The sequence below is a fragment of the Halomonas sp. BL6 genome (assembly GCF_006228115.1).
In the GTDB taxonomy this organism is placed as follows: Bacteria; Pseudomonadota; Gammaproteobacteria; order Pseudomonadales; family Halomonadaceae; genus Vreelandella; species Vreelandella piezotolerans.
The window spans coordinates 121,880-147,465 of sequence record NZ_VDGL01000001.1 but is presented as its reverse complement, the minus strand read 5'-3'; the positions used below and the strand labels follow the sequence as shown (position 1 = coordinate 147,465).

General features: G+C 58.7%; 23 protein-coding genes and 3 tRNA genes. 5 read left to right on the top strand and 21 right to left on the bottom strand.

Annotated features, from left to right (window positions below; translation table 11 throughout):
* Positions 1-31 precede the first annotated feature (31 nt).
* From ccmE to ccmA, 5 genes are read right to left on the bottom strand one after another with little or no spacing between them, the layout of a single operon-like run.
* Complete coding sequence (ccmE, locus tag FHJ80_RS00680; protein ID WP_139525151.1) at positions 32-541, bottom strand: cytochrome c maturation protein CcmE; 510 nt, start codon at positions 539-541, stop codon at positions 32-34.
* Positions 531-779 (bottom strand): heme exporter protein CcmD, encoded by a 249-nt coding sequence (gene ccmD / locus FHJ80_RS00675; RefSeq protein ID WP_139525150.1) that lies wholly within the window; start codon positions 777-779, stop codon positions 531-533. The genes ccmE and ccmD overlap by 11 nt, the downstream gene beginning before the upstream one ends.
* Complete coding sequence (locus FHJ80_RS00670) at positions 779-1,519, bottom strand: heme ABC transporter permease (protein ID WP_139525149.1); 741 nt, start codon at positions 1,517-1,519, stop codon at positions 779-781. The genes ccmD and FHJ80_RS00670 overlap by 1 nt, the downstream gene beginning before the upstream one ends.
* Positions 1,520-1,533: 14 nt before the next feature.
* The gene (gene ccmB / locus FHJ80_RS00665; protein ID WP_176558205.1) at positions 1,534-2,226 is read right to left on the bottom strand and encodes a heme exporter protein CcmB; all 693 of its coding nucleotides are present in this window, start codon (positions 2,224-2,226) and stop codon (positions 1,534-1,536) included.
* Positions 2,227-2,281: 55 nt separating this feature from the next.
* Entirely contained in the window at positions 2,282-2,902 is a 621-nt protein-coding gene (gene ccmA / locus FHJ80_RS00660; RefSeq protein ID WP_139525147.1) for a cytochrome c biogenesis heme-transporting ATPase CcmA, read from the bottom strand.
* 257 nt (positions 2,903-3,159) lie between these two features.
* Here ccmA and FHJ80_RS17390 point away from each other — a divergent pair, with 257 nt between their 5' ends.
* Both FHJ80_RS17390 and FHJ80_RS00650 read left to right on the top strand, forming a co-directional pair.
* Positions 3,160-3,630 (top strand): LexA family transcriptional regulator, encoded by a 471-nt coding sequence (locus FHJ80_RS17390; RefSeq protein ID WP_231125509.1) that lies wholly within the window; start codon positions 3,160-3,162, stop codon positions 3,628-3,630.
* Positions 3,631-3,659: 29 nt separating this feature from the next.
* Positions 3,660-4,277: a YigZ family protein gene (locus FHJ80_RS00650; RefSeq protein ID WP_139525146.1), complete on the top strand. Its 618-nt coding sequence runs from the start codon at positions 3,660-3,662 to the stop codon at positions 4,275-4,277.
* 68 nt (positions 4,278-4,345) lie between these two features.
* On the opposite strand, the gene FHJ80_RS00645 is transcribed toward FHJ80_RS00650, so the two are convergent.
* The 3 genes from FHJ80_RS00645 to FHJ80_RS00635 form a co-directional block, all read right to left on the bottom strand.
* Positions 4,346-5,668, bottom strand: a complete 1,323-nt coding sequence (locus tag FHJ80_RS00645; RefSeq protein WP_139525145.1) for a sodium ion-translocating decarboxylase subunit beta — start codon at positions 5,666-5,668, stop codon at positions 4,346-4,348.
* 12 nt (positions 5,669-5,680) lie between these two features.
* A complete protein-coding gene (gene oadA, locus FHJ80_RS00640; RefSeq protein ID WP_139525144.1) occupies positions 5,681-7,486 on the bottom strand; it encodes a sodium-extruding oxaloacetate decarboxylase subunit alpha in 1,806 nt (601 codons plus the stop codon).
* A gap of 92 nt (positions 7,487-7,578) precedes the next feature.
* Complete coding sequence (locus FHJ80_RS00635; RefSeq protein ID WP_139525143.1) at positions 7,579-7,836, bottom strand: OadG family protein; 258 nt, start codon at positions 7,834-7,836, stop codon at positions 7,579-7,581.
* Between the two features lie 127 nt (positions 7,837-7,963).
* On the opposite strand from FHJ80_RS00635, the gene FHJ80_RS00630 reads away from it, so the two are divergent.
* A complete protein-coding gene (locus FHJ80_RS00630) occupies positions 7,964-8,968 on the top strand; it encodes a tRNA-dihydrouridine synthase (RefSeq protein ID WP_244992984.1) in 1,005 nt (334 codons plus the stop codon).
* 189 nt (positions 8,969-9,157) lie between these two features.
* On the opposite strand, the gene FHJ80_RS00625 is transcribed toward FHJ80_RS00630, so the two are convergent.
* The 9 genes from FHJ80_RS00625 to FHJ80_RS00585 all read right to left on the bottom strand — a co-directional run bounded on the left by FHJ80_RS00625 (position 9,158) and on the right by FHJ80_RS00585 (position 16,298).
* Positions 9,158-9,234, bottom strand: a tRNA-Arg gene (locus tag FHJ80_RS00625).
* A 68-nt stretch (positions 9,235-9,302) separates the two neighbouring features.
* Positions 9,303-9,379: transfer RNA gene (locus FHJ80_RS00620), tRNA-Arg, on the bottom strand.
* 30 nt (positions 9,380-9,409) lie between these two features.
* Positions 9,410-9,502: transfer RNA gene (locus tag FHJ80_RS00615), tRNA-Ser, on the bottom strand.
* A gap of 124 nt (positions 9,503-9,626) precedes the next feature.
* The gene (csrA, locus tag FHJ80_RS00610) at positions 9,627-9,815 is read right to left on the bottom strand and encodes a carbon storage regulator CsrA (RefSeq protein ID WP_039180068.1); all 189 of its coding nucleotides are present in this window, start codon (positions 9,813-9,815) and stop codon (positions 9,627-9,629) included.
* Positions 9,816-10,007: 192 nt separating this feature from the next.
* Entirely contained in the window at positions 10,008-11,258 is a 1,251-nt protein-coding gene (locus FHJ80_RS00605; RefSeq protein ID WP_139525142.1) for an aspartate kinase, read from the bottom strand.
* Positions 11,259-11,364: 106 nt separating this feature from the next.
* Positions 11,365-13,974 (bottom strand): alanine--tRNA ligase, encoded by a 2,610-nt coding sequence (gene alaS / locus FHJ80_RS00600; RefSeq protein ID WP_139525141.1) that lies wholly within the window; start codon positions 13,972-13,974, stop codon positions 11,365-11,367.
* A 148-nt stretch (positions 13,975-14,122) separates the two neighbouring features.
* Entirely contained in the window at positions 14,123-14,584 is a 462-nt protein-coding gene (locus tag FHJ80_RS00595; RefSeq protein WP_139525140.1) for a regulatory protein RecX, read from the bottom strand.
* A gap of 38 nt (positions 14,585-14,622) precedes the next feature.
* The gene (recA, locus tag FHJ80_RS00590; RefSeq protein WP_139525139.1) at positions 14,623-15,684 is read right to left on the bottom strand and encodes a recombinase RecA; all 1,062 of its coding nucleotides are present in this window, start codon (positions 15,682-15,684) and stop codon (positions 14,623-14,625) included.
* Positions 15,685-15,773: 89 nt separating this feature from the next.
* A complete protein-coding gene (locus FHJ80_RS00585; RefSeq protein WP_139525138.1) occupies positions 15,774-16,298 on the bottom strand; it encodes a CinA family protein in 525 nt (174 codons plus the stop codon).
* A gap of 121 nt (positions 16,299-16,419) precedes the next feature.
* Here FHJ80_RS00585 and mutS point away from each other — a divergent pair, with 121 nt between their 5' ends.
* On the top strand, positions 16,420-18,987 hold the full coding sequence (gene mutS, locus FHJ80_RS00580) for a DNA mismatch repair protein MutS (RefSeq protein WP_139525137.1): 2,568 nt from the start codon (positions 16,420-16,422) through the stop codon (positions 18,985-18,987).
* Between the two features lie 182 nt (positions 18,988-19,169).
* Positions 19,170-19,493, top strand: a complete 324-nt coding sequence (gene fdxA / locus FHJ80_RS00575) for a ferredoxin FdxA (protein WP_139525136.1) — start codon at positions 19,170-19,172, stop codon at positions 19,491-19,493.
* 498 nt (positions 19,494-19,991) lie between these two features.
* Here fdxA and eno read toward each other — a convergent pair whose 3' ends face one another.
* From eno to FHJ80_RS00555, 4 genes are all read right to left on the bottom strand, one after another.
* A complete protein-coding gene (gene eno, locus FHJ80_RS00570; protein WP_139525135.1) occupies positions 19,992-21,281 on the bottom strand; it encodes a phosphopyruvate hydratase in 1,290 nt (429 codons plus the stop codon).
* Positions 21,282-21,349: 68 nt separating this feature from the next.
* A complete protein-coding gene (gene kdsA, locus FHJ80_RS00565) occupies positions 21,350-22,213 on the bottom strand; it encodes a 3-deoxy-8-phosphooctulonate synthase (RefSeq protein ID WP_139525134.1) in 864 nt (287 codons plus the stop codon).
* Positions 22,214-22,223: 10 nt separating this feature from the next.
* Positions 22,224-23,879 (bottom strand): CTP synthase, encoded by a 1,656-nt coding sequence (locus FHJ80_RS00560; protein ID WP_139525133.1) that lies wholly within the window; start codon positions 23,877-23,879, stop codon positions 22,224-22,226.
* 265 nt (positions 23,880-24,144) lie between these two features.
* Positions 24,145-25,563 (bottom strand): FAD-dependent oxidoreductase, encoded by a 1,419-nt coding sequence (locus FHJ80_RS00555; protein WP_139525132.1) that lies wholly within the window; start codon positions 25,561-25,563, stop codon positions 24,145-24,147.
* Positions 25,564-25,586: the final 23 nt, after the last annotated feature.

The window sequence follows — 25,586 nt, the reverse complement described above, 5'->3', positions numbered from 1 at the left end:
CAGGCTTTATCGCACAGCGTGCGTGCAGCCGTTAATAGTCGCTTCCTTCTGGGGAGCCTTCCTGCTCTAGGCGCTTGCCCACTTTGGCGGCTTTCGCTTGAAAGTCTGCCGGGGAGTAGCCTGCTTCTTCCAATGCCTGCGCCACTTCGGGCGGCATGTAGTTTTCATCGTGGCGTGCCAGCACCTTATCGGCGTAGAGTCGGCCATCGGCCTGCAGTTCGCCAACCACCACCACGCCCTGCCCTTCACGGAACAGGTCCGGCAGAATACCGCTGTAGTACACTTCTAGATCGTCCACGTAGTCGGTCACCACGAACTCGACGTCCAGACTTTCCGGGTCGCGGGAGACCGAGCCCTCTTTGACCATGCCGCCCGCGCGAATTTGGCGCTCCATGGGGGCATCGCCCTGAGCAATTTGTACCGGGCTGAAAAAGAGGTTGATGTTGGCGCGCAGCGCATACAGGGTGAGCCCCACCGCAATAGCGGTGAGCGACAGCAGTCCCAAGATGACAAACAGTTTCTGTTTACGTTTAGGCGTCATGGTGAACGTCCTTCTGAGCAGAGGTAACTGGCTCTTGCAAAGACTGCGCATACGATGACTGGCGCTGGGCGTTTTCTCGACGCACCCGGCGCTTGACCGCGTGAAGTAGCTGGCGGCGCTCCTGGCGGGCATGCCACACGATGACCAGCATCAATAGCGCAGTGACTCCCCAGGCAGCCCACACGTAAACCGCGTGACCGCCCATGGCAAAAAATTCGTTCAGCGAGGAAAAGGCCATTAGTTCGTCTCCTCGGCAAGCTCGCGCACCCAGCGCTTGTTGGCTTCACGACGCAGAATTTCGCTACGCGTGCGCATCAGCGTGAGCGCAATGAAAAAGCTGTAAAAGCCCAACACCATGATGAGCAGCGGCGCCCACATATCCATGGTCATGGCAGCGCGGCCGGTAATCGTAAAGGTGGCGGGCTGGTGCAGGGTGTACCACCAATCCACGGAGTATTTGATGATCGGAATATTGATGACACCGACCATCGCCAGCACCGACGCAGCACGAGAGCCGCTATCGCGGCTGCTAAAGGCGCCACGCAGCGCAATCACGCCCAGATAAAGAAACAGCAGTATCAGCATGGACGTAAGACGTGCGTCCCACATCCACCAGGTTCCCCAGGTCGGTACGCCCCATACTGCGCCCGAAAAAAGGGCCACGAATGTCATCGCGGCGCCCAGCGGCGCCATCACGGTAGCGGCCATATCCGCCACTTTGATTTTCCAGACCATGAACACAAGCCCAGAGACGGCCATGGAGACGAAAATGGACTGGGCTAGAAACGCGGCGGGAACGTGGACATAAATGATGCGAAAGCTATTACCCTGCTGATAATCCGCAGGCGCAAAGACGAGCCCCCAAACGGTGCCGACCAGCAGCAACAGCGTTGCCGCTACCCAAAAAAGCGGTTGCAGTTTGGCGCTAATGGCATAGAACCATTTGGGTGATCTTAGTTTGTTGATAAAGGCCCACATGGTGTTCCCGTCCTCTAACCGTTGATGCTGATGCGCAGCGATGCCGCAATGGCCCAGGGTGCCAGCATCAGTGCTAGCGCCAGCAGTGCCCCTAGAATCGCCAGATGAGCGGCCATTCCATCGCCAAAAATAGCGGCTTGTACGGCACCTGCGCCGAAAATCAGTACTGGAATATAGAGCGGCAGCACCAGCAGCGAGAGCAGCACACCGCCCCGCGCCAGCCCCACCGTCAATGCCGCCCCGATGGCGCCAATCAGACTCAAGCTGGCCGTACCGAGCGCCAACGACAGCGACAGCACGGCGTAGCTTCCTGCGGGAAGCGACAGCATGATGCCCAAGAGTGGCGCCATGAGCGCCAGTGGCAGCCCGGTCAGCAGCCAATGCACCGCCACTTTTGCCAACCCCAGCGCCGCCAGCGGCTGGGGAGCCAGTAGTAATTGCTCAAGGCTGCCATCGTCATAGTCACTGCGAAACAGGCTATCCAGCGAGAGCAGTGCGGCTAGCAGCGCAGCTACCCATAACAGCCCCGGCGCAATGCTTGCCAGCAGCGCTGGATCCGGTGAAATCCCAATGGGGAATAGGGTAATCACCAGTGCAAAGAACACCAGCGGATTGAGCACCTCGCCACGACGGCGCAGCATCAGGGTGAGGTCGCGCTTGAGCGTGGCCTTGATGGCCACCAGCAGACCGCCCTGGGGGGCATGCATGGCCACCTCGGGGGGGCTTAATGGAGCGTGTGAACGTTGCAACGCTGTCTCCTTCTTACCCCAGCTGAATACGCCTGAGCACGGGTGACTCGGCCAGCGCATGGTGCGTGGTCACCAACACACAGCCGCCAGACTGCGCATGGGCCACCAACTGCGCCTCCAGCGCCGCCACCCCTTGACGATCGATGGCAGTGAAAGGCTCGTCTAGCACCCACAGCGCACGCTGAGTGAGGGTCAAACGCGCCAGCGCCACACGCCGCTGTTGCCCGGCAGACAGCTGACCGGCAGGCACGTCCTCGAAACCGGTAAGTCCAACGGCTGCCAGCGCTGCCTCCCGTGCAGGCTCGCTGCCCACCACTCCGCTAAGCGCTTGATACCAAGCTAAATTCTCCAGCGGCGAGAGACCCGCCTTCACACCGGGGGCATGACCTAAATAGAGCAAATTGGCGAGAAAATGTTCACGGGCTTGGCGCATGGGCGCGCCATTCCAGAAAAGCTCGCCACGGTAATCGGTTAATTGCCCTGAGAGTATTTTTAGCAGCGTCGTTTTGCCGCTGCCGTTTGGGCCCTCGATGCGCACGATCTCACCCGATTGGATATCGAGATCGAGCCCTTCAAACAGCCAACGGTCGTCGCGTTCACAGGCCAATTGTCGGGCTTGCAGGCACAGGCTCAAAAGACACTCCAGGCGCATTGATTTTGGGTCGAACTCTACACGGAAAGGCCCTTCCCCGCCAGTCGGGCTCTGCGGTCTTGGGTCGCAGCGTGCCCCAAACCAATGCTTGCTTAAGCACCTCATGGAGGCGTCCTGCAAAAGACAGGACTAGCACTGTATGCAAAAACAGGCTTATACTGTAAACACTGTATGAATAGACACCACAGAATAAAACAACAGGTATCGCCTCAATCAAACGCCTCGACAACGGGCGCTGCATGGGAGAACACACTATGACGATCTGCCTACCCTCTAGGGTAACGTCTCAGGTTCCTTCTTACGTACCCTCTCAGACGCTGTCTCAACCGGTAGCGCCATCGACGCCTACCCCACTAGCGTCTCGCAGCGCCTCATCACATGCGCGCCAAGCGTGCACATCCCCTCGCGTCACACGTCGCAACACCTACGCCCTGCGTATTCGCGGCGACCGCATGCGCGACTGCAATCTCTTCGACGGCGATGTCATCATCATTCACCGTCACCAGCACGACGCCCATCAAGAGACCGCCGTTGCGACGATCAACCAGCGCGAAGTGACGCTTAAGCAGCTCTCCATTAGCCGCTTGGGCATCCATTTATGGCCGGAAGATGCAGCCATACCGGACCTATTCCTGCATAATTGTGACATTCAGGTGCTGGGCATGGTAATGGGCGTGGCCCAACACACCACGGAAACCCAGCATCACTAATTGGTCACCCACCCTGCCGGGAGCCCTCGTTGCGTTTTCGAGTCCCTGATTTAGCCCTTGGTATATGGCACACCGCCGACATCGACGTCGAGAAAAGCCAATTTTTGGCTTGGCTGTGCCATGCCCCCACCCCTGACGCTTTCGACACGCTGCTTCAAGCGGCCAAAGCTGCTCACCCAAACGCTAGCCATCACTGTACGGCCTTCATTGCTGGCCCTCCTGGCGAGCAAACCCATATTGGCTTTTCTGATGATGGCGAACCGGGCGGCACCGCCGGACGCCCCATGTTCCAGGCACTTCAGGGCAGCCAGATCGGCGAAATCGGCTGCGTGGTGATTCGCTACTTTGGCGGCACCAAGTTAGGCACTGGCGGGCTGGCCCGCGCCTATGCTCAGGCCGTCAAAGCCGGCTTGGAAACGCTGCCCACCCGGGAAGTCATCGAGCGGGACAGCTATCGGTTGAAGGTCAGCTTCGCCCACGAAGCGCAAGCGCGCGCATGGTGCGACGAGCAGGCGCTGCCCGTGCAGCAGGCAGACTACGATGGCGACGGCGTGCGCCTGACCATCGGCTGGCCGCGGGATGTCGAGTTGGATATCAGCGGCCTAGAAAACCGCCTCAAAACCGCCGTCGAACCGCGGCGGGCATGAAAAAACGCGGCTTACACGAGCCCTGCTCGATAAGCCACGTTTCAGATGGGCAGCGCTCTAACGGCCGCTTAGCCTAGGTACTTGATCATCACACCAGCGGCGACCGCCGAGCCGATCACCCCGGCCACGTTGGGCCCCATGGCGTGCATCAGCAGGAAGTTGTGCGGGTTCGCTTCCAGTCCGACTTTATTCGCCACGCGCGCGGCCATCGGCACGGCCGACACCCCTGCCGCCCCAATCAACGGGTTGATGGGCATTTTGCTAACCACGTTCATTAGCTTGGCCATCAACACCCCGGCAGCAGTCCCAATGCCGAAGGCCACGATTCCCAGCCCCAGAATCCCTAGGGTTTCGAACGCTAGGAAGCTATCGGCCATTAGCTTAGACCCCACCGACAGGCCGAGAATGATCGTCACGATATTGATCAGCGCATTTTGCGCCGTATCGGAAAGACGCTCCACTACGCCACACTCGCGCATCAGGTTACCGAAACAGAACATGCCCAGTAGTGGTGCTGCATCCGGCAGAAACAGCGCCACAGCAATCAACAGCATCAGCGGGAAGACCACTTTTTCGAGCTTGGAGACCGGACGCAGCTGCGTCATGGTGATCTTGCGCTCTTTTTCAGTGGTCAGAAGGCGCATGATCGGCGGTTGGATCAATGGCACCAGGGCCATGTAAGCATACGCCGCGACGGCAATCGCCCCTAGTAACTCAGGTGCCAGCACGCTGGAGACGTAGATCGACGTCGGGCCATCTGCCCCGCCGATAATACCAATCGCTGCCGCCTGATTGAGCGAGAAATCCATGATGCCCATGGAGGTCAGCAGCACCGCCCCAAACAGCGTGGCAAAGATACCGAACTGCGCCGCCGCCCCTAAAAACAGCGTACGCGGATTGGCCAGCAGCGGGCCGAAATCGGTCATCGCCCCTACGCCCATGAAGATCAGCAGCGGCGCGATACCAGAGCCAATGGCAACCTTGTAGAAGTTATACAGCATGCCGTCGCTGTAGCCGACGCTCACCGCAATATCTTTCGCGGCGCGCAGTTGATCCGGCGCCGCCGAATCGTGGGCAATCGCCTTGAGGGTGTCCCGCCAGCCCTCGACACCGGCCAAGGGGTCGAGTGTAGCTCCCAACGCGGTAGCCATTTGCTGAAGCACGGCGGGCTTGGCGACTTCGATCGCTTGATCCAGCGCCGAAATCGCAAGGCCCGCCTCGGGAATGTTGGCGAGAATGCCACCAAACCCAATCGGTACGAGCAGCAACGGCTCGAACTTCTTGTGAATCGCCAAGTAGAGCAACCCAAGCCCTACAAGGATCATCACCGCTTGGCCAAGCTCTAGGTTATAAAGCCCAGAGCCTTCCCATAAAGTGATTAGTTTATCCATTCCGAGAGGCCCTTAAAGCTCGATCAGCGCATCGCCAACGGCAACGCTATCGCCTTCATTGACGTTGACTTTCGATACCGTACCGGCGCTGCTGGCACGCACTTCGGTTTCCATCTTCATGGCTTCGAGAATGATCACGACGTCGCCTTCGGCCACTTGATCACCTGGACGCACGTTCACTTTGAAGATGTTACCCGCCAGCGGTGCGTCGATGCTGACACCGCTAGACGCAGGGGTGTCAGCCTCAGGCTGTGCGGCGGGCTGCTCCTCAATATTGCCGATCTCGCCACCCTCTGACACCTCGACCACGTACGCCTTGCCGTTGAGCTTCACGGTATAGGTTTCCGGGCCACCGCCAGCGCTCGGTGCGGCGGCAGGAGCGGCGTCTGCTTTGGCCGGTGTCGACGCTTGAGCGGCTTGGGGCGCAGGCTCGAAAGCATCTTTGTTGTCGCGGTTCTTGAGGAATTTCAAACCAATCTGCGGGAACAGCGCATAGGTCAGCACGTCATCCACTTCCCGCTCGCCCTCGGCAAGGCGAATGCCCTCGGCGCTAGCTTTCTCTTTCAGCTCGGCGGCAAGCTTGTCCATTTCCGGGGAGAGGTTGTCTGCCGGGCGGCAGGTAATTGGCTCGCCACCCTCCAGCACACGCTTTTGCAATTCGGCATTGAAGGGTGCCGGAGCAGCGCCGTACTCCCCTTTCAGCAGCGCCTGCACCTCTTTGGAGATCGACTTGTAGCGCTCGCCCATCATGACGTTCATGACCGCTTGGGTGCCCACGATTTGTGACGTAGGGGTCACCAGCGGAATGAACCCGAGGTCTTCACGAACGCGGGGGATTTCACTCAGTACGTCATCCAGCTTGTCGCCAGCGCCCTGCTCTTTCAACTGGCTCTCCATGTTGGTGAGCATGCCGCCGGGCACCTGGGCCACCAAAATGCGCGAATCGATACCGCGCAGCGAGCCTTCGAAGGCGGCGTATTTTTTACGCACTTCGCGAAAGTAGCCAGCGATGTCTTCCAGCAGCTCCAGGTCCAAGCCGGTGTCGCGGTCGGTATCTTTCAACATGGCCACCACGGACTCCGTCGGGCTGTGGCCGTAGGTCATCGACATGGAGGAGATGGCGGTATCGACGTTATCGACCCCTGCCTCGACCGCTTTCAAAATGGTCGAGGTCGATAAGCCGGTCGTCGCGTGACAGTGCAAGTGGACGGGAATGGAGAGCTCTTTTTTAAGACGCGTGACCAAGTCATACGCCGTGTACGGCGTGAGCAGCCCCGCCATATCCTTGATAGCCAGCGAATCTGCCCCCATTGCGGCAATGGTCTTGGCAAGATCTACCCAGCTATCCAGGGTATGTACCGGGCTCACCGTGTAAGAAATGGTACCCTGCGCATGGCCGCCCACCTGACGCACTGCCTTAATAGCGCGCTCTAAATTGCGCGGGTCGTTCATGGCATCAAATACGCGGAACACATCGACACCATTGGTCTTGGCGCGCTCAACAAACTTATCGACAACATCGTCAGCGTAGTGGCGGTAGCCCAGCAGGTTTTGGCCGCGCAGCAGCATCGCCTGGGGCGTGTTGGGCATCGCCTCTTTAAGGGCGCGAATACGCTCCCACGGGTCTTCCCCTAAGTAACGGATACACGCATCGAAGGTGGCACCGCCCCAGGTTTCCAGCGACCAGTACCCGACTTTATCCAACTTTTCGGCAATGGGCAGCATGTCGTCCAAGCGCAAGCGCGTGGCAAACAGGGATTGATGCGCATCGCGCAGCACCACATCGGTGATTCCCAGAGGACGTTTTATTTCATTCATGGTCATGGCTCACAGTTTGGCGTTATGAATTTGTAGTAAATTTAACAAAAAAAATGCATCAGGAGCGAAATGGACACGCTGGCACGTGCCGCTTACTGGCGGCGAGACGAACGATAACGATGCACCGCAGCACTAATCACCGCGACGACTTCGTCGTTTTGGCCGTGTTTGGCGGGTGTTTTTCCACTTTTTCGGTCCGCTGGCGCCGCCACAGGGGCAGGCTGATAACGGTCGATCAGCTTCGACATCAGCGTGACACTTATGACCAAAATAGTAAGAAAAACAAAAACAAAGCCCATACCCAGGCCCATTAGAGCAAGCCCCTCTTGGAGCAACTCCGACCCTTGCATAGCGTGCTCTCCTTATTTTACAGGGTTATTGGCACACCAAACGCCTCCAACGGCGCTTGGCGCAATAAGGGTAATACACTAACCTGCCACATCCAGGATAGAATGCAATCGCGCCATAGTGGAAGTCATGGTTGTTAATTTACTACATAAAGGTAAGATCGGTCTCGCACCGATGGAGGGCGTCATCGATGCGCTCACTCGAGACCTACTCACTCGGCAGGCCGGCTTTGACTGGTCGGTCACCGAGTTCGTCCGCGTCGTCGACACGCGCCTCCCCCCACGTGTGTTTTATAAACACTGCCCCGAATTACAGCAACGCCCCGTCGCCACGCCCAGCGGCGTGCCGGTGCACCTGCAGTTGCTAGGCGCCGACCCACAGGCTTTGGCGGAGAATGCCCGCCAAGCGCTGGCGCTGGGCGCCATCAGTATCGATCTCAATTTTGGCTGCCCGGCCAAGCTCGTCAACCGCCACGATGGCGGCGCGTCGCTGTTGCGCCAGCCCGAGCGCGTCTACCGCGCCGTGAAAGCGGTGGCCGAGGCGTTAGACGGAGAGATACCGGTGACGGCAAAAATTCGCCTGGGGTTTGCCAATCGGCGCTTGGCGGTGGCGTGTGCGCAGGCCACCGAGTCGGGCGGCGCGGCGCGACTGGTCGTCCACGGGCGGACGCGAGACGAGGGATACCGCCCTCCCGCTCACTGGGAGTGGATCGGCAAAGTGCGCCGCCACGTTTCCATCCCCGTGGTGGCCAATGGCGATATCTGGACACTCGAGGATTACTGGAAAGCGCGCACGCTCTCGGGCTGCTGCGACGTCATGCTAGGACGCAGCGCCCTCGCCGACCCCTGGCTGGCCCCTCGCATTCGCCACTGGCAGCAAACCGGCGAACGCTTGGCGGACACCACTTGGACAATGCGCGCCAGCGTGCTGCAAGAGTACGCCGCGCTGCAGCGCCAACATCTTCCTGACCGCGTGGTGGTCTCCCTGGTGAAGCAGTGGCTTGCCCAGATGCGTCAGGGCAACGCCGAAGCCAACCAGCATTTTCAACGCTTGAAGCGCCTGACCGACTTGGACACACTTCTGGGCAGCCTTACCCCTAGCACGAGCGCGCTCAACGCCTGCGAACCCGCCTAAGGCCATCAAGGACCATCGCCAGCTTTCGCTACCCGACACTCTTCCCCTGGCGTTTTACGGGCCAAAAAAAAGCGCCCTTCCGCAAGGATGCGGGGGCGCTTTACACGATCGCAAGACTACCGCGCGAGCCACGATAGTCAGGCTAGAAAACAGAAAACCCGCTCTCCTATGAGAGCGGGTTTTGGAATCTGGCGCGCCCGGGAGGATTCGAACCTCCGACCACCTGATTCGTAGTCAGGTACTCTATCCAGCTGAGCTACGGGCGCTTTTCAGTCATTGTCGAACTCGTCAAACAATGAAAACACTGTAACATCAAACACTTACCTTTGCAACTTGGCGCGCCCGGGAGGATTCGAACCTCCGACCACCTGATTCGTAGTCAGGTACTCTATCCAGCTGAGCTACGGGCGCCTATCCAATTGCGATGTTACTAGATGCGGTTGGCGGAGAGAGAGGGATTCGAACCCTCGATAGGGCTATAAACCCTATACTCCCTTAGCAGGGGAGCGCCTTCAGCCACTCGGCCACCTCTCCTCAACAGCACGGCGCGAATGTTACCGATTATGATGACTGGTGTCCAGTCCTATTCCGATTTTTTTCGCGCCGACCTGATATTACCGCTTAAACGCCCTCTATTGAGCGTGACACAGGCGGCCATTTACTCTGCTTCGCTTTCGCTATTACGTTCACGCTGAATACGCTGGTAGATCTCTTCGCGGTGAACCGCGACATCTTTCGGTGCGTTTACACCAATGCGTACTTGATTACCTTTCACACCTAACACTGTGACGGTGATTTCATCACCAATCATCAGCGTTTCGCCAACGCGGCGGGTTAGGATGAGCATGGCTGATCTCCTTCTCAGACGTTTTATACAACGGGATGTGTCCGCCAGTGGCGTCACCATGCCATTATGCGACATGGTGACCCCTGCCACCAATGGCTTTGGCCCCTATGACACCTTAACCTCCCGTTGAAAGAAAGCTCACCACCACAGGGCAGCAAGTACTTTCAGCGTAGAAGGTTTAGGACACAATTGTTATTCAGATTCGATATCGGATTTATCAAGGCCAAATGCTTTGTGTAAGGCATTGACCGCAAGTTCCATATGTTTTTCGTCAATCACGACAGAAATCTTGATTTCGGACGTGGAGACCATACGGATATTGACGTTTTCATCGGCCAATACGCGGAACATTTTAGAGGCGACACCGGCATGAGAGCGCATACCAACGCCCACCAGAGAAACTTTGGCGATGTTGTCGTCGCCACGCAGTTCGCCGCCACCCAGGTCAGGAATAACGGTCTCTTCTAACAGCTTTTTGGTGGCCTTGTAGTCACCCTTCGCCACGGTAAAGGTGAAGTCGGTGTAGTCCCCCGCTGGCGCCACATTTTGAACGATCATATCGACTTCGATGTTGGCGTCGGCAATCGGACCCAAAATGCGCGATGCTACGCCCGGAACGTCTGGCGTGTTCAGTAGCGTCAGTTTGGCTTCGTTCTTGGTAAACGCGATACCGGAGATTAGCGGTTCTTCCATAGAATCCTCGTCTTGGTCAGAGTCAGCGACAATCAGGGTGCCCGGGCCGTCTTCGAAACTCGACAGTACCCGCAGCGGTACGTTGTACTTACCAGCGAATTCAACAGCACGAATTTGCAGTACTTTAGAGCCCAAACTGGCAAGCTCGAGCATCTCTTCGACGGTGATGCTCTCCAGGCGCTGCGCTTTGGAGCAGACGCGCGGGTCGGTGGTGTAGACACCGTCCACATCGGTATAGATTTGGCACTCATCAGCGCCCAGAGCCGCTGCCAGGGCCACGCCGGTGGTGTCCGAGCCGCCACGACCCAAGGTAGTAATGTTGCCGTCTTCGTCGACGCCTTGGAAACCGGCCACGACCACGACCTTACCTTCGTCCAGATCAGATTTCAGGTCGTCGGTTTCGATGCGCTGGATACGCGCTTTGGTGTAGGCGCTGTCGGTCAAGATCCCTACCTGTGCACCGGTGTGCGAGGTCGCCGGAACGCCAATTTGCTGTAACGCCATGGCCAGCAAGGAGATAGTGACTTGCTCACCGGTGGAGAGCAGCATGTCCATCTCACGCGGTGCGGGCTCTTCGTTCAGCGCATGGGCCATCTCGGTCAGGCGGTTCGTTTCGCCGCTCATCGCGGAAACGACGACCACGACCTGGTGTCCCTGGTCGCGAAAGCCTTTCACTTTTTCCGCCACGGCCTTGATACGGTCGACAGAGCCCACCGAGGTGCCGCCGAACTTCTGTACGTATAGTGCCATATGCCGTTTTTCCTTTACGTTCGGGAATGGAGGGTGAATATTATTGTTGCCAACTTTCCTAACTAGCAAAAAGGCCGGTAGCAAATAATGCCACCGGCCTCTCTATTTAGCGAAGCGTGTTTTCCAACCAAGCCGGGACACTGTTCAACGCGCCCGGTAGCGCCTCTGGCTGACTGCCGCCTGCCTGTGCCATGTCAGGGCGACCGCCCCCTTTACCGCCTACCTGGGAAGCCACATGGTTGACCAGCTCGCCCGCCTTGACCCGATCGGTCAAGTCGCCGGTCACCCCGGCAATCAGACTGACCTTGCCAGCCGCTTTGTCGGCCGTGCCTAGCAGGATGACGCCAGAGCCCAGCTTGTTCTTCAACTGATCCAGCACGCCGCGCAGGTCTTTACCGGAGACCCCTTCTAGTTCGGTGACCAGCAGCTTCACGCCGCCTACATCTTGCACTTGGCTGAGCATGTCACTGCCCGCCGCGCTCGCCAGCTTCGCTTTGAGCTGCTCGAGCTCTTTTTCCAGGCTGCGGTTGCGCTCCACCAGCGATTCGACACGGGCTTCCACCTGTTCAGGCTTGGTTTTCAGACGCTCGCCCAGGCGCTGCACGCGCGCTTCCTGTTCGCGGAAGTAGGCCAAGGCGTTTTCACCGGTGATCGCTTCGATACGGCGAACACCAGAAGCAATGCCCACTTCGCTGACGACGTGGCAGCAGCCAATGTCGCCACTGCGCTTGACATGGGTACCGCCGCAAAGCTCGATGGAGAAGTCATCGGCACCGATGGTCAATACGCGCACGTTATCAGCGTATTTGGCTTCGAACAGTGCTGCCGCGCCTTTGGCCTTGGCATCGGCGAGGCTCATCTGCTCGATTTTGGTCGGCGCGTTGGCCAAGATTTGCTCGTTGACGATGCGCTCGACCTCAGCAAGCTGCTCTGCGGTCATCGGTTCGAAGTGGCTAAAGTCAAAACGCAGACGCTCTGCGTTGACCAACGAGCCCTTCTGCTGCACGTGATCCCCCAACACCATTCGCAGTGCTTTGTGCAGCAGGTGGGTCGCGGAGTGGTTACGAATGGTCGCGCCACGCAGACTGGCATCGACTTCACCGCGCACGTTGGCGCCGACACTCAGACTCCCTTCGACCATTACCCCCTGGTGAAGGTGGTGGCCACTCTGCTTCTGGGTATCGTTCACCTGAAAACGACCACCATCGACGTGCAAGTAGCCAGTATCGCCCACCTGTCCGCCGGACTCCCCATAGAATGGCGTACGATCGAGCACTACGGTGCCTTTTTGACCGGCTTCCAAAGCCGCCAGCGCGTTGCCTTCGCTGTCTACGATGGCGGTTACGGTGGCTTGGTCTTCCAGCCGCTCGTAGCCGGTAAACTGGGTTTCGCCGTCCAGTTCGATAGAGACCGTGTAATCCGCGCCAAACTGGCTGGCGGCACGAGCGCGTTCGCGTTGAGCTTCGAGTTCACGCTGGAAACCGGCTTCATCCAGTGTCACCTCACGCTCTCGGCACACGTCAGCAGTCAAATCGAACGGGAAGCCGTAGGTGTCGTAGAGTTTGAACACGGTTTCGCCGGGCAGCACGTCACCTTGCAGCTCTTCGAGCGCCGCGTTCAGCAAGCCCATACCGTGATCCAGCGTCCGCGCAAACTGCTCTTCCTCTTTCAGCAGTACGCGGGCGATCTGCTCGCTGGCATCGCGCAGCTCGGGGTAGGCATCACCCATTTCGTCATCCAGAGCGCTCACCAACTTATGGAAGAACGGCTCGGACGCGCCCAGCTTGTGGCCATGACGAATCGCCCGACGAATGATCCGGCGCAGTACATAGCCACGACCTTCGTTGGAAGGTAGCACGCCATCGACGATCAAGAAGGCGCAGGAGCGAATGTGGTCGGCGATGACGCGTAGCGAGGGCGTGGTGGTATCGCCATGTCCCGTGGCGTCTGCTGCCGCCTTGAGCAAATTCTGGAACAGATCGATTTCGTAGTTGGAGTGCACGCCCTGCATGACAGCCGCTACACGCTCCAGCCCCATGCCGGTATCGATAGAGGGCTTCGGCAGTGGGTTGAGGGTGCCTTGGGCATCGCGCTCGAACTGCATGAAGACGAGGTTCCAGATCTCGATGTAGCGATCACCATCCTCTTCAGGACTTCCAGGCGGGCCACCCCACACCTCCGGGCCGTGATCGAAGAAAATCTCTGAGCTGGGGCCACAGGGACCGGTGTCGCCCATTTGCCAGAAGTTGTCCTCGTCCAGCTTGGAGAAACGCTCGGGGTCGATACCGATCTCATCTTTCCAGATGCGCTCGGCTTCGTCGTCGCTGATATGTACGGTGACCCAGAGTTTCTCTTTGGGTAACCCCAGGGTTTCGGTCAGGAATGTCCAGGCAAAGCGAATGGCGTCACGCTTGAAGTAATCACCAAAGCTGAAGTTGCCCAGCATCTCGAAGAAGGTGTGGTGGCGCGCAGTGTAACCTACGTTGTCCAAGTCATTGTGTTTGCCGCCGGCACGCACACAGCGCTGAGCAGAGGTGGCACGCACGTAGGGGCGAGGGTCACGACCCAAAAACACATCTTTGAAAGGCACCATGCCCGCATTGGTGAACAGCAGCGTCGGGTCGTTGCCCGGCACCAGCGAGCTAGACGGCACTGCCGTGTGGCCGTGCTCTTCAAAAAACGATAGGAAGGCCTGTCTGATCTCTGCGCTTTTCATAGGGTATCCGTAACAAGAAAGCGTGATGCCCCAGGGCGCTGTCGCCGCCACCCGCTGGGGTCGCAAAGGATCCATTATAACGCAGTTGTCAAACGACTAAAGCCGCAGTTAGTGGCAGAACCTAAAACGAGCGGTTCCAAAGGGCGTATTATAGGCAGGAAAGCGCGTAGCGGATTTGCTCGAAGTCAAAGCCACGTGTCGCCAGAAAACGTTCGCGCTTGGCGCGCTCTTTGGGTGTATCGCCGGGGGAGTCGTAACGTCTTGCTAGGGTCTCTTTGGCCAGCTCGAACCAATCGACGGCTTCTCGCTCCTCGACGGCCGCTAGCGCAGCCGTCAGCGTTTCCTGATCGATACCTCGCTGACGAAGTTCGCCCTTGATGCGGATCACGCCCTGCCCACGGGCAATTCGCGAACGGACGAAGCTCTCGGCAAAGCGCGCATCCGATTGAAGCGACTGTTCGGCCAGCGCATCGAGGCAGGCCTCGATTTCAACGCCGTCGAAGGATTTTTGCTGAAGTTTACGCGCCAGCTCGACGCGCGAGTACTCGCGTCGAGCCAGCAGTTGAATAGCCACGTCCCGTGGCGAGGCATCTGCATTAGAGGGGAACATGGCACCCTCCTCTTTTCCACGCCAACGGGAATGGCCGTTTAGAGCAGATCGTCGTCGCCATCGGCGGCCACATCCGCGGCGGGCGCTTCTTCTTTCTTCGGCTCGGCCTTGGCGAGGAGCTGTTCACGGATTTGAGTCTCGATCTCGTTCATGATCTCGGGATGCTCTTCCAAGTACTGGGCCGCATTGGCTTTGCCTTGACCGATCTTGTTGCCTTTGTAGCTATACCAAGCGCCCGCTTTATCGACCAAGTTGCACTGCACGCCAAGATCGATGACCTCGCCGGCGTGGTAAATACCTTTGCCGTACAGGATTTGGAACTCGGCCTGACGGAACGGCGGCGCCACCTTGTTCTTCACTACTTTCACGCGGGTTTCGTTACCGGTGACTTCGTCTCCCGCCTTCACCGAACCGGTGCGGCGAATATCCAAGCGAACGCTGGAGTAGAACTTCAGCGCGTTACCGCCGGTCGTGGTCTCGGGGCTGCCGAACATCACGCCGATTTTCATACGAATCTGATTGATGAAGACCACCAAGCAGTTGGCGTTTTTGATGTTACCGGTGATTTTACGCAGCGCCTGGGACATCAAACGCGCCTGCAGACCGACGTGGGAGTCGCCCATTTCGCCTTCGATCTCGGCACGCGGGGTTAGCGCCGCCACGGAGTCGATGATGATCACATCGACACCGCCGGAGCGCACCAGCATGTCGGTAATCTCCAGCGCTTGCTCACCCGTGTCCGGCTGAGAGACCAGCAGGTCGTCCAGGTTGACGCCCAGTTTCTCGGCGTAGCTAGGGTCGAGCGCGTGCTCGGCATCCACGAAAGCACACACTTTGCCCTGCTTTTGCGCCTGGGCGATGACCGACAGCGTCAGGGTCGTTTTACCCGACGACTCTGGACCAAAGATTTCGACGACGCGACCAAACGGCAAACCACCAATTCCCAGCGCAATATCCAGCCCCAGAGAACCGGTGGAGACAGACGGCATCACGACGCGTGGCGCATCGCCGAGGCGCATGACGGTTCCTTTGCCAAACTGGCGGTCAATTTGACTGAGTGCGGCATTGAGCGCTTTGGTGCGGTTGTCTTCCTGAGCCATGCAGAGATTCCTCATAACAAGCTGTATAATTAGCCAGTAGTATGCCAAAGATTCGCGGCTAAACAAATCCTCAACGGCTACTTTAACGATTATTTCTTCTGCGCTTGGGCGCTCAACCGAGCCACCAGCCCTGCCAGTGCTTCGCGCACCGCCTGCTCACGCACCGCTTGGCGGTCGCCAGGAAAATGGAAACACTCGGCTTCTTGCTGTTCGGCACCGCCCCAAGCGATCCATACGGTGCCGACCGGCTTGTCATCGCTGCCGCCATCGGGTCCGGCGACGCCACTCACCGCCACGGCCACATCGGCACCGCTCTCACGACAAGCACCGGCCACCATGCGCTTCACCACCGGCTCGCTGACCGCGCCGTGGGCATCGAGCGTCGCTTGCTCGACGCCTAGCAGGCGCGTTTTCGCGGCGTTGGAGTAGGTGACGTAACCGGCCGTAAAATAAGCCGAGCTGCCGGCCACCGAGGTAATGGCGCTGGCGATGCCGCCACCGGTGCAGGACTCCGCGGTGGTCACTTCCATGCCCAGTTGAAGACATTGCCGCCCCAGGCGCTGGGCAAGCAGCGATAGATCGAGGTTCTTGAGGCTTGAAACGCTGGGGGCCATGGTGACTCCTTCATGTAGGACCTTAGGGTAGCGTAGAATACTGCGTTTAGCTTTCTCAACGAAATTGCCCAACGAACATGCCGCAAGCCAATCGCTTGCGCCACGCTCAATCAGGACGCCCATGTCACAGGCCAGCCCCGCCCATACGCCAATGATGGCGCAATACCTTAAGATCAAGCGCGAGCACCCCGAGGTACTGCTGTTTTACCGCATGGGGGATTTTTACGAACTATTTTTCGACGACGCAAAACGCGCCGCCGCGCTGCTGGATATTACGCTGACGCAACGCGGCCAATCGGGGGGCAAGCCCATCCCCATGGCGGGAGTGCCTTACCACAGCGCCGAGGGGTATTTGGCGCGCTTGGTGGCTGGGGGCGAATCGGTCGCAATATGCGAGCAAATCGGCGACCCGGCCACCAGCAAAGGGCCCGTCGAGCGCCAGGTCGTGCGTATCGTGACACCCGGCACGCTGCACGACGAAGCCCTGCTCGATGCACGGCGAGATAACGTTCTAGTGGCCGTTGCCCCCGGCAAGGCGGGCTGGGGGGTGGCGTGGCTGGAGCTCTCCAGCGGTCGCTTCAACGTGCTGGAAGTCGAGAGCGAAGCGGAAATGCTCGCCGAGTTGACCCGGCTCTCTCCGGCAGAGCTGTTGGTCCCCGAAAGCCTGACGCTGCCCGATGTGTGGTCGCAAAAGCGCAGCCTACGCCGACAGGGGGAGTGGCTATTCGATCTGGAGAGCGCCACCCGCAGCCTGTGTGACCAGTTCGAGGTCAGCGATCTGCGTGGCTTTGGCTGCGCGCACCTCTCCACGGCGCTGATCGCGGCCGGTGTCTTGATCGACTATGCCCGCGACACCCAGCGCTCGCGCCTGCCCCACGTGACGGCCATCAGCGTAGAGAACCGCGATGATGCCGTGGTGATCGACGCCGCCAGCCGCCGCAACCTGGAGATCGACATCAATCTGGGGGGCAGCAGTGACAACACCCTGGCCAGCGTGCTCGACACCTGCACGACCGCCATGGGGTCACGGCTTTTAAAACGCTGGCTGAATCGCCCGTTGCGTCAGCGAGAGATCGTCGAAGGCCGCCAAGCCGGCGTTGCCCTGCTCTCCATCGATGCCGCTTATATGAGCTTGCGGGAAACATTAATCGATGTGGGCGATGTGGAACGCATACTCGCCCGTGTCGCTCTTTATAGCGCCCGACCGCGAGATCTCGCACGGTTGAGAGATGCGCTCGCCACGCTGCCCACGCTGGAAGCGCTGCTGGCCGATATCGACAGCGGCAGTGCCCTGGATAGCCTCAAGCCACACATTCGCCCCTACCCCGAGCTGGCCGATACGCTAGCACGCGCGCTGGTCGACAACCCGCCCGTGGTGATTCGGGATGGCGGCGTCATCGCCGACGGCTTCGATGCCGAGCTGGACGAGCACCGAGGCATGGCCGAAAACGCGGGCGACTACCTCGTACAACTGGAGCTGCGAGAGCGTGAGCGTACCGGGCTCGCCAACCTCAAAGTCGGGTATAACCGCGTGCACGGCTACTTCATCGAGCTGCCCCGCGCCCAGGCACAGCAGGCGCCCGCCGACTATATCCGTCGTCAAACGCTGAAAAACGCCGAACGCTTCATCATTCCAGAACTCAAGGAGTTCGAGGACAAAGCGCTTTCTGCCAAGTCGCGCGCGCTCACTCGAGAAAAATGGCTTTACGATCAGCTGCTGGCTGACCTCAATGCCCAGTTGCACGAGCTACAAAACACTTCCCGAGCGCTCGCAGAGTTAGACGTGCTGTGCGCCTTCGCCGAGCGCGCCGATGCGCTCAACTGGGTGCGCCCGCAGTTGGTCGACAGCACCGGCATCACGATTACGGCGGGCCGTCACCCCGTCGTAGAGCAGGTCAGCGATAAGCCGTTCGTGCCCAACGACGTACTGCTCACCCCAGAGCAGCACATGCTGATCATTACCGGCCCCAATATGGGCGGTAAATCGACTTACATGCGCCAGACGGCGCTGATTGCACTGCTGGCCCATAGCGGCAGCTTCGTGCCTGCCGATGCCGCTGAGATCGGTCCGGTCGATCGCATCTTTACCCGGATTGGCTCGTCGGATGATCTCGCCGGGGGACGCTCGACCTTCATGGTGGAAATGACCGAAACCGCCAATATCCTGCATAATGCCACCGAGCACAGCCTAGTCCTGATGGATGAGATTGGCCGCGGCACCAGCACCTTCGACGGGCTCTCCTTGGCCTGGGCGAGCGCCGAGCATCTCGCCAACGCCCGGGCGCTCACGCTGTTTGCCACGCACTATTTTGAAATGACGGCACTGCCTGAGCAGGCGGAGGGCGTCGCCAATATTCATTTGACGGCAACGGAACACGGCGATGGCATCGTGTTCATGCACCGTATCGAGGCGGGCCCCGCCAGCCAGAGTTATGGCTTACAGGTCGCCCAACTCGCCGGGGTCCCGGCTCCGGTGATTCGTCGCGCTCGGGAAAAGCTGATGATGCTCGAGCAGCGGGATGTCGACGAGCAGCAGCGGCCCTCAGCGAGCCCTGCGATACCGCAGCAAAACGACCTGTTCGCCAGCGTCCCGCACCCGGTGGTAGAAGCGCTCGGCAAGGCGGATATCGACGACTTGTCGCCTCGCGAAGCGCTGGCCCTGTTGTATCAGTGGCGAGAGCTGCTATAGACAATGGATATAATGAGCGGCAGTAATCGCATCAACAGATGAGCGCGAGCGCTTGCCGCCGGGTATGGGCACCACTAGAATGTCGCCCATACTTTTTTACCTTATAAAAAATCGCTGATTTATAACCATTCACGATTGACCACGACCGGGAGGCTTCTCGGTCTCGCAAGAGGGATAGCAAGATGACGTTTGTCGTTACCGAGAACTGCATCCAATGCAAATACACCGACTGTGTGGAAGTTTGCCCGGTCGACTGCTTCTACGAAGGCCCCAACTTCCTGGTCATTCACCCAGACGAGTGCATTGACTGCGCGCTGTGTGAGCCAGAGTGTCCTGCTGAGGCGATATTCTCTGAGGATGAGCTGCCCGATGGCCAGGAGCCTTTCATCGAGATCAACGCGGAGCTGGCCGAAGTATGGCCCAATATTGCCGAGAAGAAAGACCCTCTGCCCGATGCAGAAGAGTGGGATGGCAAAACGGGTAAGCTGGAAAAACTCGAGCGTTGAGCGCAGAGTGTTAGCACACCACAAAAAAACCAGCGTTTACGCTGGTTTTTTTGTGGTCGGATGGAAGACATTCATGATTGCGTAAATGGCCTGCACAAAAAAAGGCGGCCCGTAGGCCGCCCGCTCCAAGCACTTCCTCTGACCACTCCCTGTGTCAACCTCCTTAGGTGACGTCCTTGCCAGGGCTCACATCACTGTGTCACCCGGCGCACCTACTTACATCCCGTTGCATCCTGCCTGAAGCATCCTTGCCTCCCCTTGTCCTGTGTGCATTGTGGCAGAACAGGCTAACTTCACAAGCCAGCAGAAAATACAAAGGGCGAGCCTCCCCGGCTCGCCCTTCAGACAAAAAAATCTTAAATATCAACGGCTTAAATTAAGATTAGTGAAAAAATTCGCTTTTTCCTACACGGTTCCGAGCGAATGTCGTCGGCATTTGTAAGAGATCTCTTACAAATTTTTGAGAGATCTCTTACACGCGAACGCTATATTTTTGACCTATTGGCCTTTGATGGCTTTCAAACCGGGGTAGCTCACATCACCCAGCTCGGCTTCGATCACCAGCAGGCGGTTGTACTTCGCGACACGGTCAGAGCGACACAGCGAGCCGGTCTTGATTTGTCCCGCACAGGTGCCTACGGCCAGATCGGCAATGGTGGTGTCTTCGGTTTCACCACTACGGTGGGAGATGACCGCCGTAAAGCCCGCATCTTGGGCCATTTTGATCGCGTCGAGAGTTTCGGAGAGCGAGCCAATCTGATTGAACTTGATCAGAATCGAGTTACCGATCTGCTCGTCAATGCCACGCTTGAGGATGTTGGTATTGGTGACGAACAGGTCGTCCCCCACCAGCTGCACCTTGTCGCCCAGCTTGTCGGTCAAGGCTTTCCAACCGGCCCAGTCGGACTCGTCCATGCCGTCTTCGATAGACACGATGGGGTAGTCGGCACACAGGCCCGCCAGGTAGTCCGCAAAACCTTCGGCGTCGTAGCGCTTGCCTTCGCCAGAGAGGTCGTACTGGCCGTCTTTATAGAATTCGGAGGAAGCACAGTCCAAGGCCAAGGTGACATCGCTCCCCAACGTGTAACCCGCATCGGCAACGGCTTGCTTGATGACCGCCAGCGCGTCGGCGTTGGATGCCAGGTTTGGCGCAAAACCGCCTTCATCACCCACCGAGGTAGACAGCCCTTTGGCAGAGAGCACTTTCTTGAGGGCGTGGAAGATCTCTGCGCCCATACGCAGACCTTCACGGAAGTTCGTAGCGCCAACCGGCTGCACCATGAACTCCTGAATGTCCACGTTGTTGTCCGCGTGCTCGCCGCCGTTCAGAATGTTCATCATCGGGACCGGCATGCTGTACTGGCCGGGCTGGCCGTAAAGCTCGGCGATATGGGCATACAGTGGCACGCCTTTAGCATTGGCCGCCGCCTTGGCTGCCGCGAGCGACACCGCCAGAATCGCATTGGCTCCCAGAGTCGCCTTGTTATCCGTGCCATCCAACTCCAGCATGGCATTGTCCAAACCGCGCTGGTCCCGCGCATCCATGCCCAACAACGCATCACGAATCTTGCCATTCACGGCCTCGACGGCTTTTAAAACGCCTTTACCGAGGTAGCGCGCCTTGTCGCCATCACGCAGTTCGAGTGCTTCGCGGGAGCCCGTGGAGGCACCGCTGGGGGCACAGGCAACGCCGACGGCACCGCTTTCCAAACGTACGGTGGCTTGAACGGTCGGGTTACCGCGCGAATCGAGCACTTCCAGCGCACTGATTTCAACAATTTTGGTCATGACAGTGTCCTTTGGTTGTCGGTCTAATCGATGAGAGGTCCAATGTATACCACGGATATCCGCCGCGATTAACGGATGGTCAAGGGGTCGAAGCCTTTGACCAGTGCGTCCAGCTGTGACAGTTGGGTCAGAAACGGCTCGAGCTGGTCCAGTGGCAGTGCGCAGGGGCCATCGCACTTGGCGTTATCGGGGTCTGGATGAGCTTCCAAAAACAGCCCGGCCAAGCCCACTGCCACACCCGCGCGAGCAAGCTCGGCAACCTGGGCACGGCGGCCATCGGCGCTGTCCGCCCGGCCACCCGGACGCTGCAGAGCATGGGTGACATCGAAGAACACCGGGTAACCGGTCTGCTTCATGTCGCCAAAGCCCAGCATGTCCACGACGAGGTTGTTGTAGCCAAAACTGGTGCCGCGTTCACATAGCATCAGGCGGTCGTTGCCCGCTTCCTGAAACTTGGTGAGGATATGGCGCATTTCGTGCGGGGCCAGAAACTGCGGCTTTTTGATGTTGATCGCCGCACCGGTTTTCGCCATTGCTACGACGAGATCGGTTTGGCGCGCCAAAAAGGCCGGCAGTTGGATGATGTCGGCGACTTCCGCCGCAGGCGCTGCCTGCCACGGCTCGTGCACGTCGGTGATGATGGGCACGTCATGGCGGGCCTTGATATCGGCCAGGATTTGCAGGCCTTTTTCCAGCCCAGGCCCGCGGTAGGAGTGGATCGAACTGCGGTTCGCTTTATCAAAACTGGCCTTGAACACATACGGCATGCCCAGCTTTTGCGTCACATTCACATAAGCCTGTGCGACTTCATCGGCCAGCTCCGCCGACTCCAGTACGTTCATACCGCCCAGCAGCATGAGTGGCAAAGAATTGCCGGCGGTTAAGCCGGCAACGTGGATGTGATGCTCTGGGAATGGAGACTGAGAAGACATGCTTCCCCCTTTATTCCTGAGGTGCGGCGTGGGCACGGGTCCGTGCCGTTTTGTGCTCTAACGCGGCATTGACGAAGCCCGAGAAGAGCGGGTGACCATCACGCGGGGTGGACGTGAACTCTGGATGGAACTGACACGCCACGTACCAGGGGTGATCGGCCAGCTCGACCATCTCCACCAGAGACTGATCGACGCTCTTGCCGGAAATCACCAGGCCTGCCGTTTCCAGCTCATCGATGAACTGGTTATTGACCTCGAAGCGGTGACGATGACGCTCGACGATCTCGTCAGCCCCATAGGCTTCGCGGGCTTTGCTGCCTGACTTCAAATGGCAAACCTGGCCACCCAAGCGCATGGTGCCGCCAAGATCCGAGGCCGCATCGCGGAGCTCGATCTTGCCTTCGGCGTTGATCCACTCAGTGATCAAGCCCACGACGGGGTGCTTGGTGTCGTGGGTAAACTCGGTGGAGTTGGCGTCTTTCCAACCAGCTACGTTACGCGCGAACTCGATCACCGCTACCTGCATACCCAAACAAATACCCAGGTAAGGGATGTTGTTTTCGCGAGCGAACTGAGCGGTCAGAATCTTGCCTTCCACACCGCGCTCGCCAAAACCACCGGGCACTAGAATGGCGTCTTTGCCTGCCAGGCGCTCGGTGCCGTGACGCTCGATGTCTTCGGAGTCGATATAGTCGACGTTGACCTTGATTCGACCCTGAATACCCGCGTGGATCAGCGCTTCATTCAGCGACTTGTAGGCATCCAGCAGCTCCATGTACTTGCCGACCATGGCGATGCTGACGGACTTCAGCGGGTTGAGCTTTGCATCGAGTACCTTGACCCACTCCGACAGGTCCGCAGGTGCCGCTTCCAGGCGCAGCTTGTCACAGACGATATCGTCTAGACCGTGCTCGTGGAGCATCAGCGGAATGCGGTAGATAGTGTCGGCGTCTTGCAGCGGCACTACTGCACGCTCTTCCACATTGGTGAACAGCGCAATCTTGCGGCGCTCGCTCTCTTCGAGCTCGACTTCGCTACGGCAAATCAGAATGTCTGGTTGGATACCGATGGAGCGCAACTCTTTGACGCTGTGCTGTGTCGGCTTGGTCTTGGTTTCGCCAGCGGTCTTGATGTACGGCACCAGAGTCAGGTGCATGTAAATGGCGCGGCTGGCGCCAAGCTCGCTGCGAATCTGACGAATGGACTCCAGGAAGGGCAGTGACTCGATATCGCCGACCGTACCGCCGATCTCCACCAGCGCCACGTCGAAGCCTTCGCCACCGGCGTAGACGCGCTGCTTGATTTCATCAGTGATGTGCGGAATGACCTGCACGGTGCCGCCCAGATAATCGCCACGGCGCTCTTTGCGCAGCACGTGTTCGTACACACGGCCCGTAGTGAAGTTGTTGCCCTGGGTCATTTTGGTACGAATGAAGCGTTCGTAGTGACCTAAGTCCAAGTCCGTCTCGGCGCCATCCTCGGTGACGAATACCTCGCCGTGCTGGAAAGGACTCATGGTGCCCGGGTCCACGTTGATGTACGGGTCGAGCTTGAGCATGGTGACCTTAAGGCCGCGGGCCTCTAGAATCGCCGCCAGCGAGGCAGACGCGATGCCCTTGCCAAGAGAGGACACAACGCCGCCGGTCACGAAGATATATCGTGTCATGGAAAACCTGTCGAAACGTGATCAAAAGGCGTAACAGAAAGCCACACCAGGATGGGACGACAGAATAGCAGAGTACGCCTTAAGGCTCAATTTGAACTGCCGAGGCCACCTAATGAAGGATGAGAACTGACGACGCCGGGATCAGGCCAACGCGAAGGTATTTCGCCATGGATGGCGAAAATAGCGCCCAAGGATGGGTTAACAGCGCCCTCGCGTTGGCCTGAGGCGGGTAATGTCGCGGGGCTGGAGAACCCCGCGAAAAAAATCAAACCCCTAGGTAATCCAGGATGCCCTCAGCCGCCTGACGCCCTTCATAAATAGCGGTGACCACGAGATCGGAGCCGCGCACCATGTCGCCACCGGCAAAGATTTTTTCGTTGCTGGTTTGGAAGGCGTACTGGCCGTGCTCGGGCGCTTTGACCAGGTCCCAATCGTTGACGTCGATCTTGGCACTTTCGAACCACGGCGCCGGGCTTGCCTGGAAACCAAAGGCGACCACCACGGCGTCAGCGGCAATGATCTCTTCAGATCCCGGCACGACTTCCGGGCGGCGACGGCCGTTTTCGTCTGGCTCGCCCAGGCGCGTACGAACCACCTTCACGCCTTCGACCTTATCTTCACCAACTACCGCGACCGGCTGGCGGTTGAACAGAAACTCGACGCCCTCTTCCCGCGCGTTGGCCACTTCGCGGCGCGAACCCGGCATGTTCTCTTCATCGCGGCGATAGGCACAGGTCACGCTGGCAGCACGCTGACGAATCGAGGTGCGGTTACAGTCCATCGCAGTATCACCACCGCCCAGCACCACCACGCGCTTGCCTTCCATCGAGATGAAGTCGTTCGGGTCCTTCTCGAAACCCAAGCGGCGGTTGACGTTGGCAATCAGAAAGTCCAACGCCTTATAGACGCCGGGCAGGTCTTCACCGGGGAAGCCACCCTGCATGTATTTGTACGTCCCCATACCCAGGAACACCGCATCGTACTCCTGCAGCAGCGTCTCGAACTCGACATCGGTGCCGATTTCGGTATTCAGACGGAACTCGACGCCCATCTCCTCGAAGACCGCGCGGCGGCGCTCCATGACGTTCTTTTCCAGCTTGAACTCAGGAATACCGAAGGTCAGCAGACCGCCAATTTCGGGGTACTTATCGAACACCACCGGCTTGACGCCGTTGCGCGCCAGAATGTCGGCACAGCCCAAGCCCGCAGGGCCTGCACCGACAATCGCGACTTTCTTATCGGTCCACACCACCTTGGACATATCCGGGCGCCAGCCCATGGCAAAGGCGGTATCGGTGATGTACTTCTCCACCGAACCAATCGTCACCGCACCAAAGCCGTCATTCAAGGTGCAATCACCCTCGCACAGACGATCCTGGGGGCACACGCGGCCACACACTTCCGGCAGCGAGTTGGTTTTGTGGGATAGCTCGGCAGCCTCGATGATGTTGCCTTCCACCACCAGCTGCAGCCAGTTGGGAATATAGTTGTGTACCGGGCACTTCCACTCGCAGTAAGGGTTGCCGCAGTGCAAGCAGCGGTGCGCTTGGCTCGCCGCATCGGTGGGCTTGAACGGCTCGTAAATTTCTGCGAACTCTTTGGCCCGGGTGTGCGCCGGTTTTTTCTGTGGGTCTTTACGACCCACGTCGACAAACTGAAAATCGTTATTCAAACGGTTGGCCATGATCTCTCTCCTCGAAGCGTAGG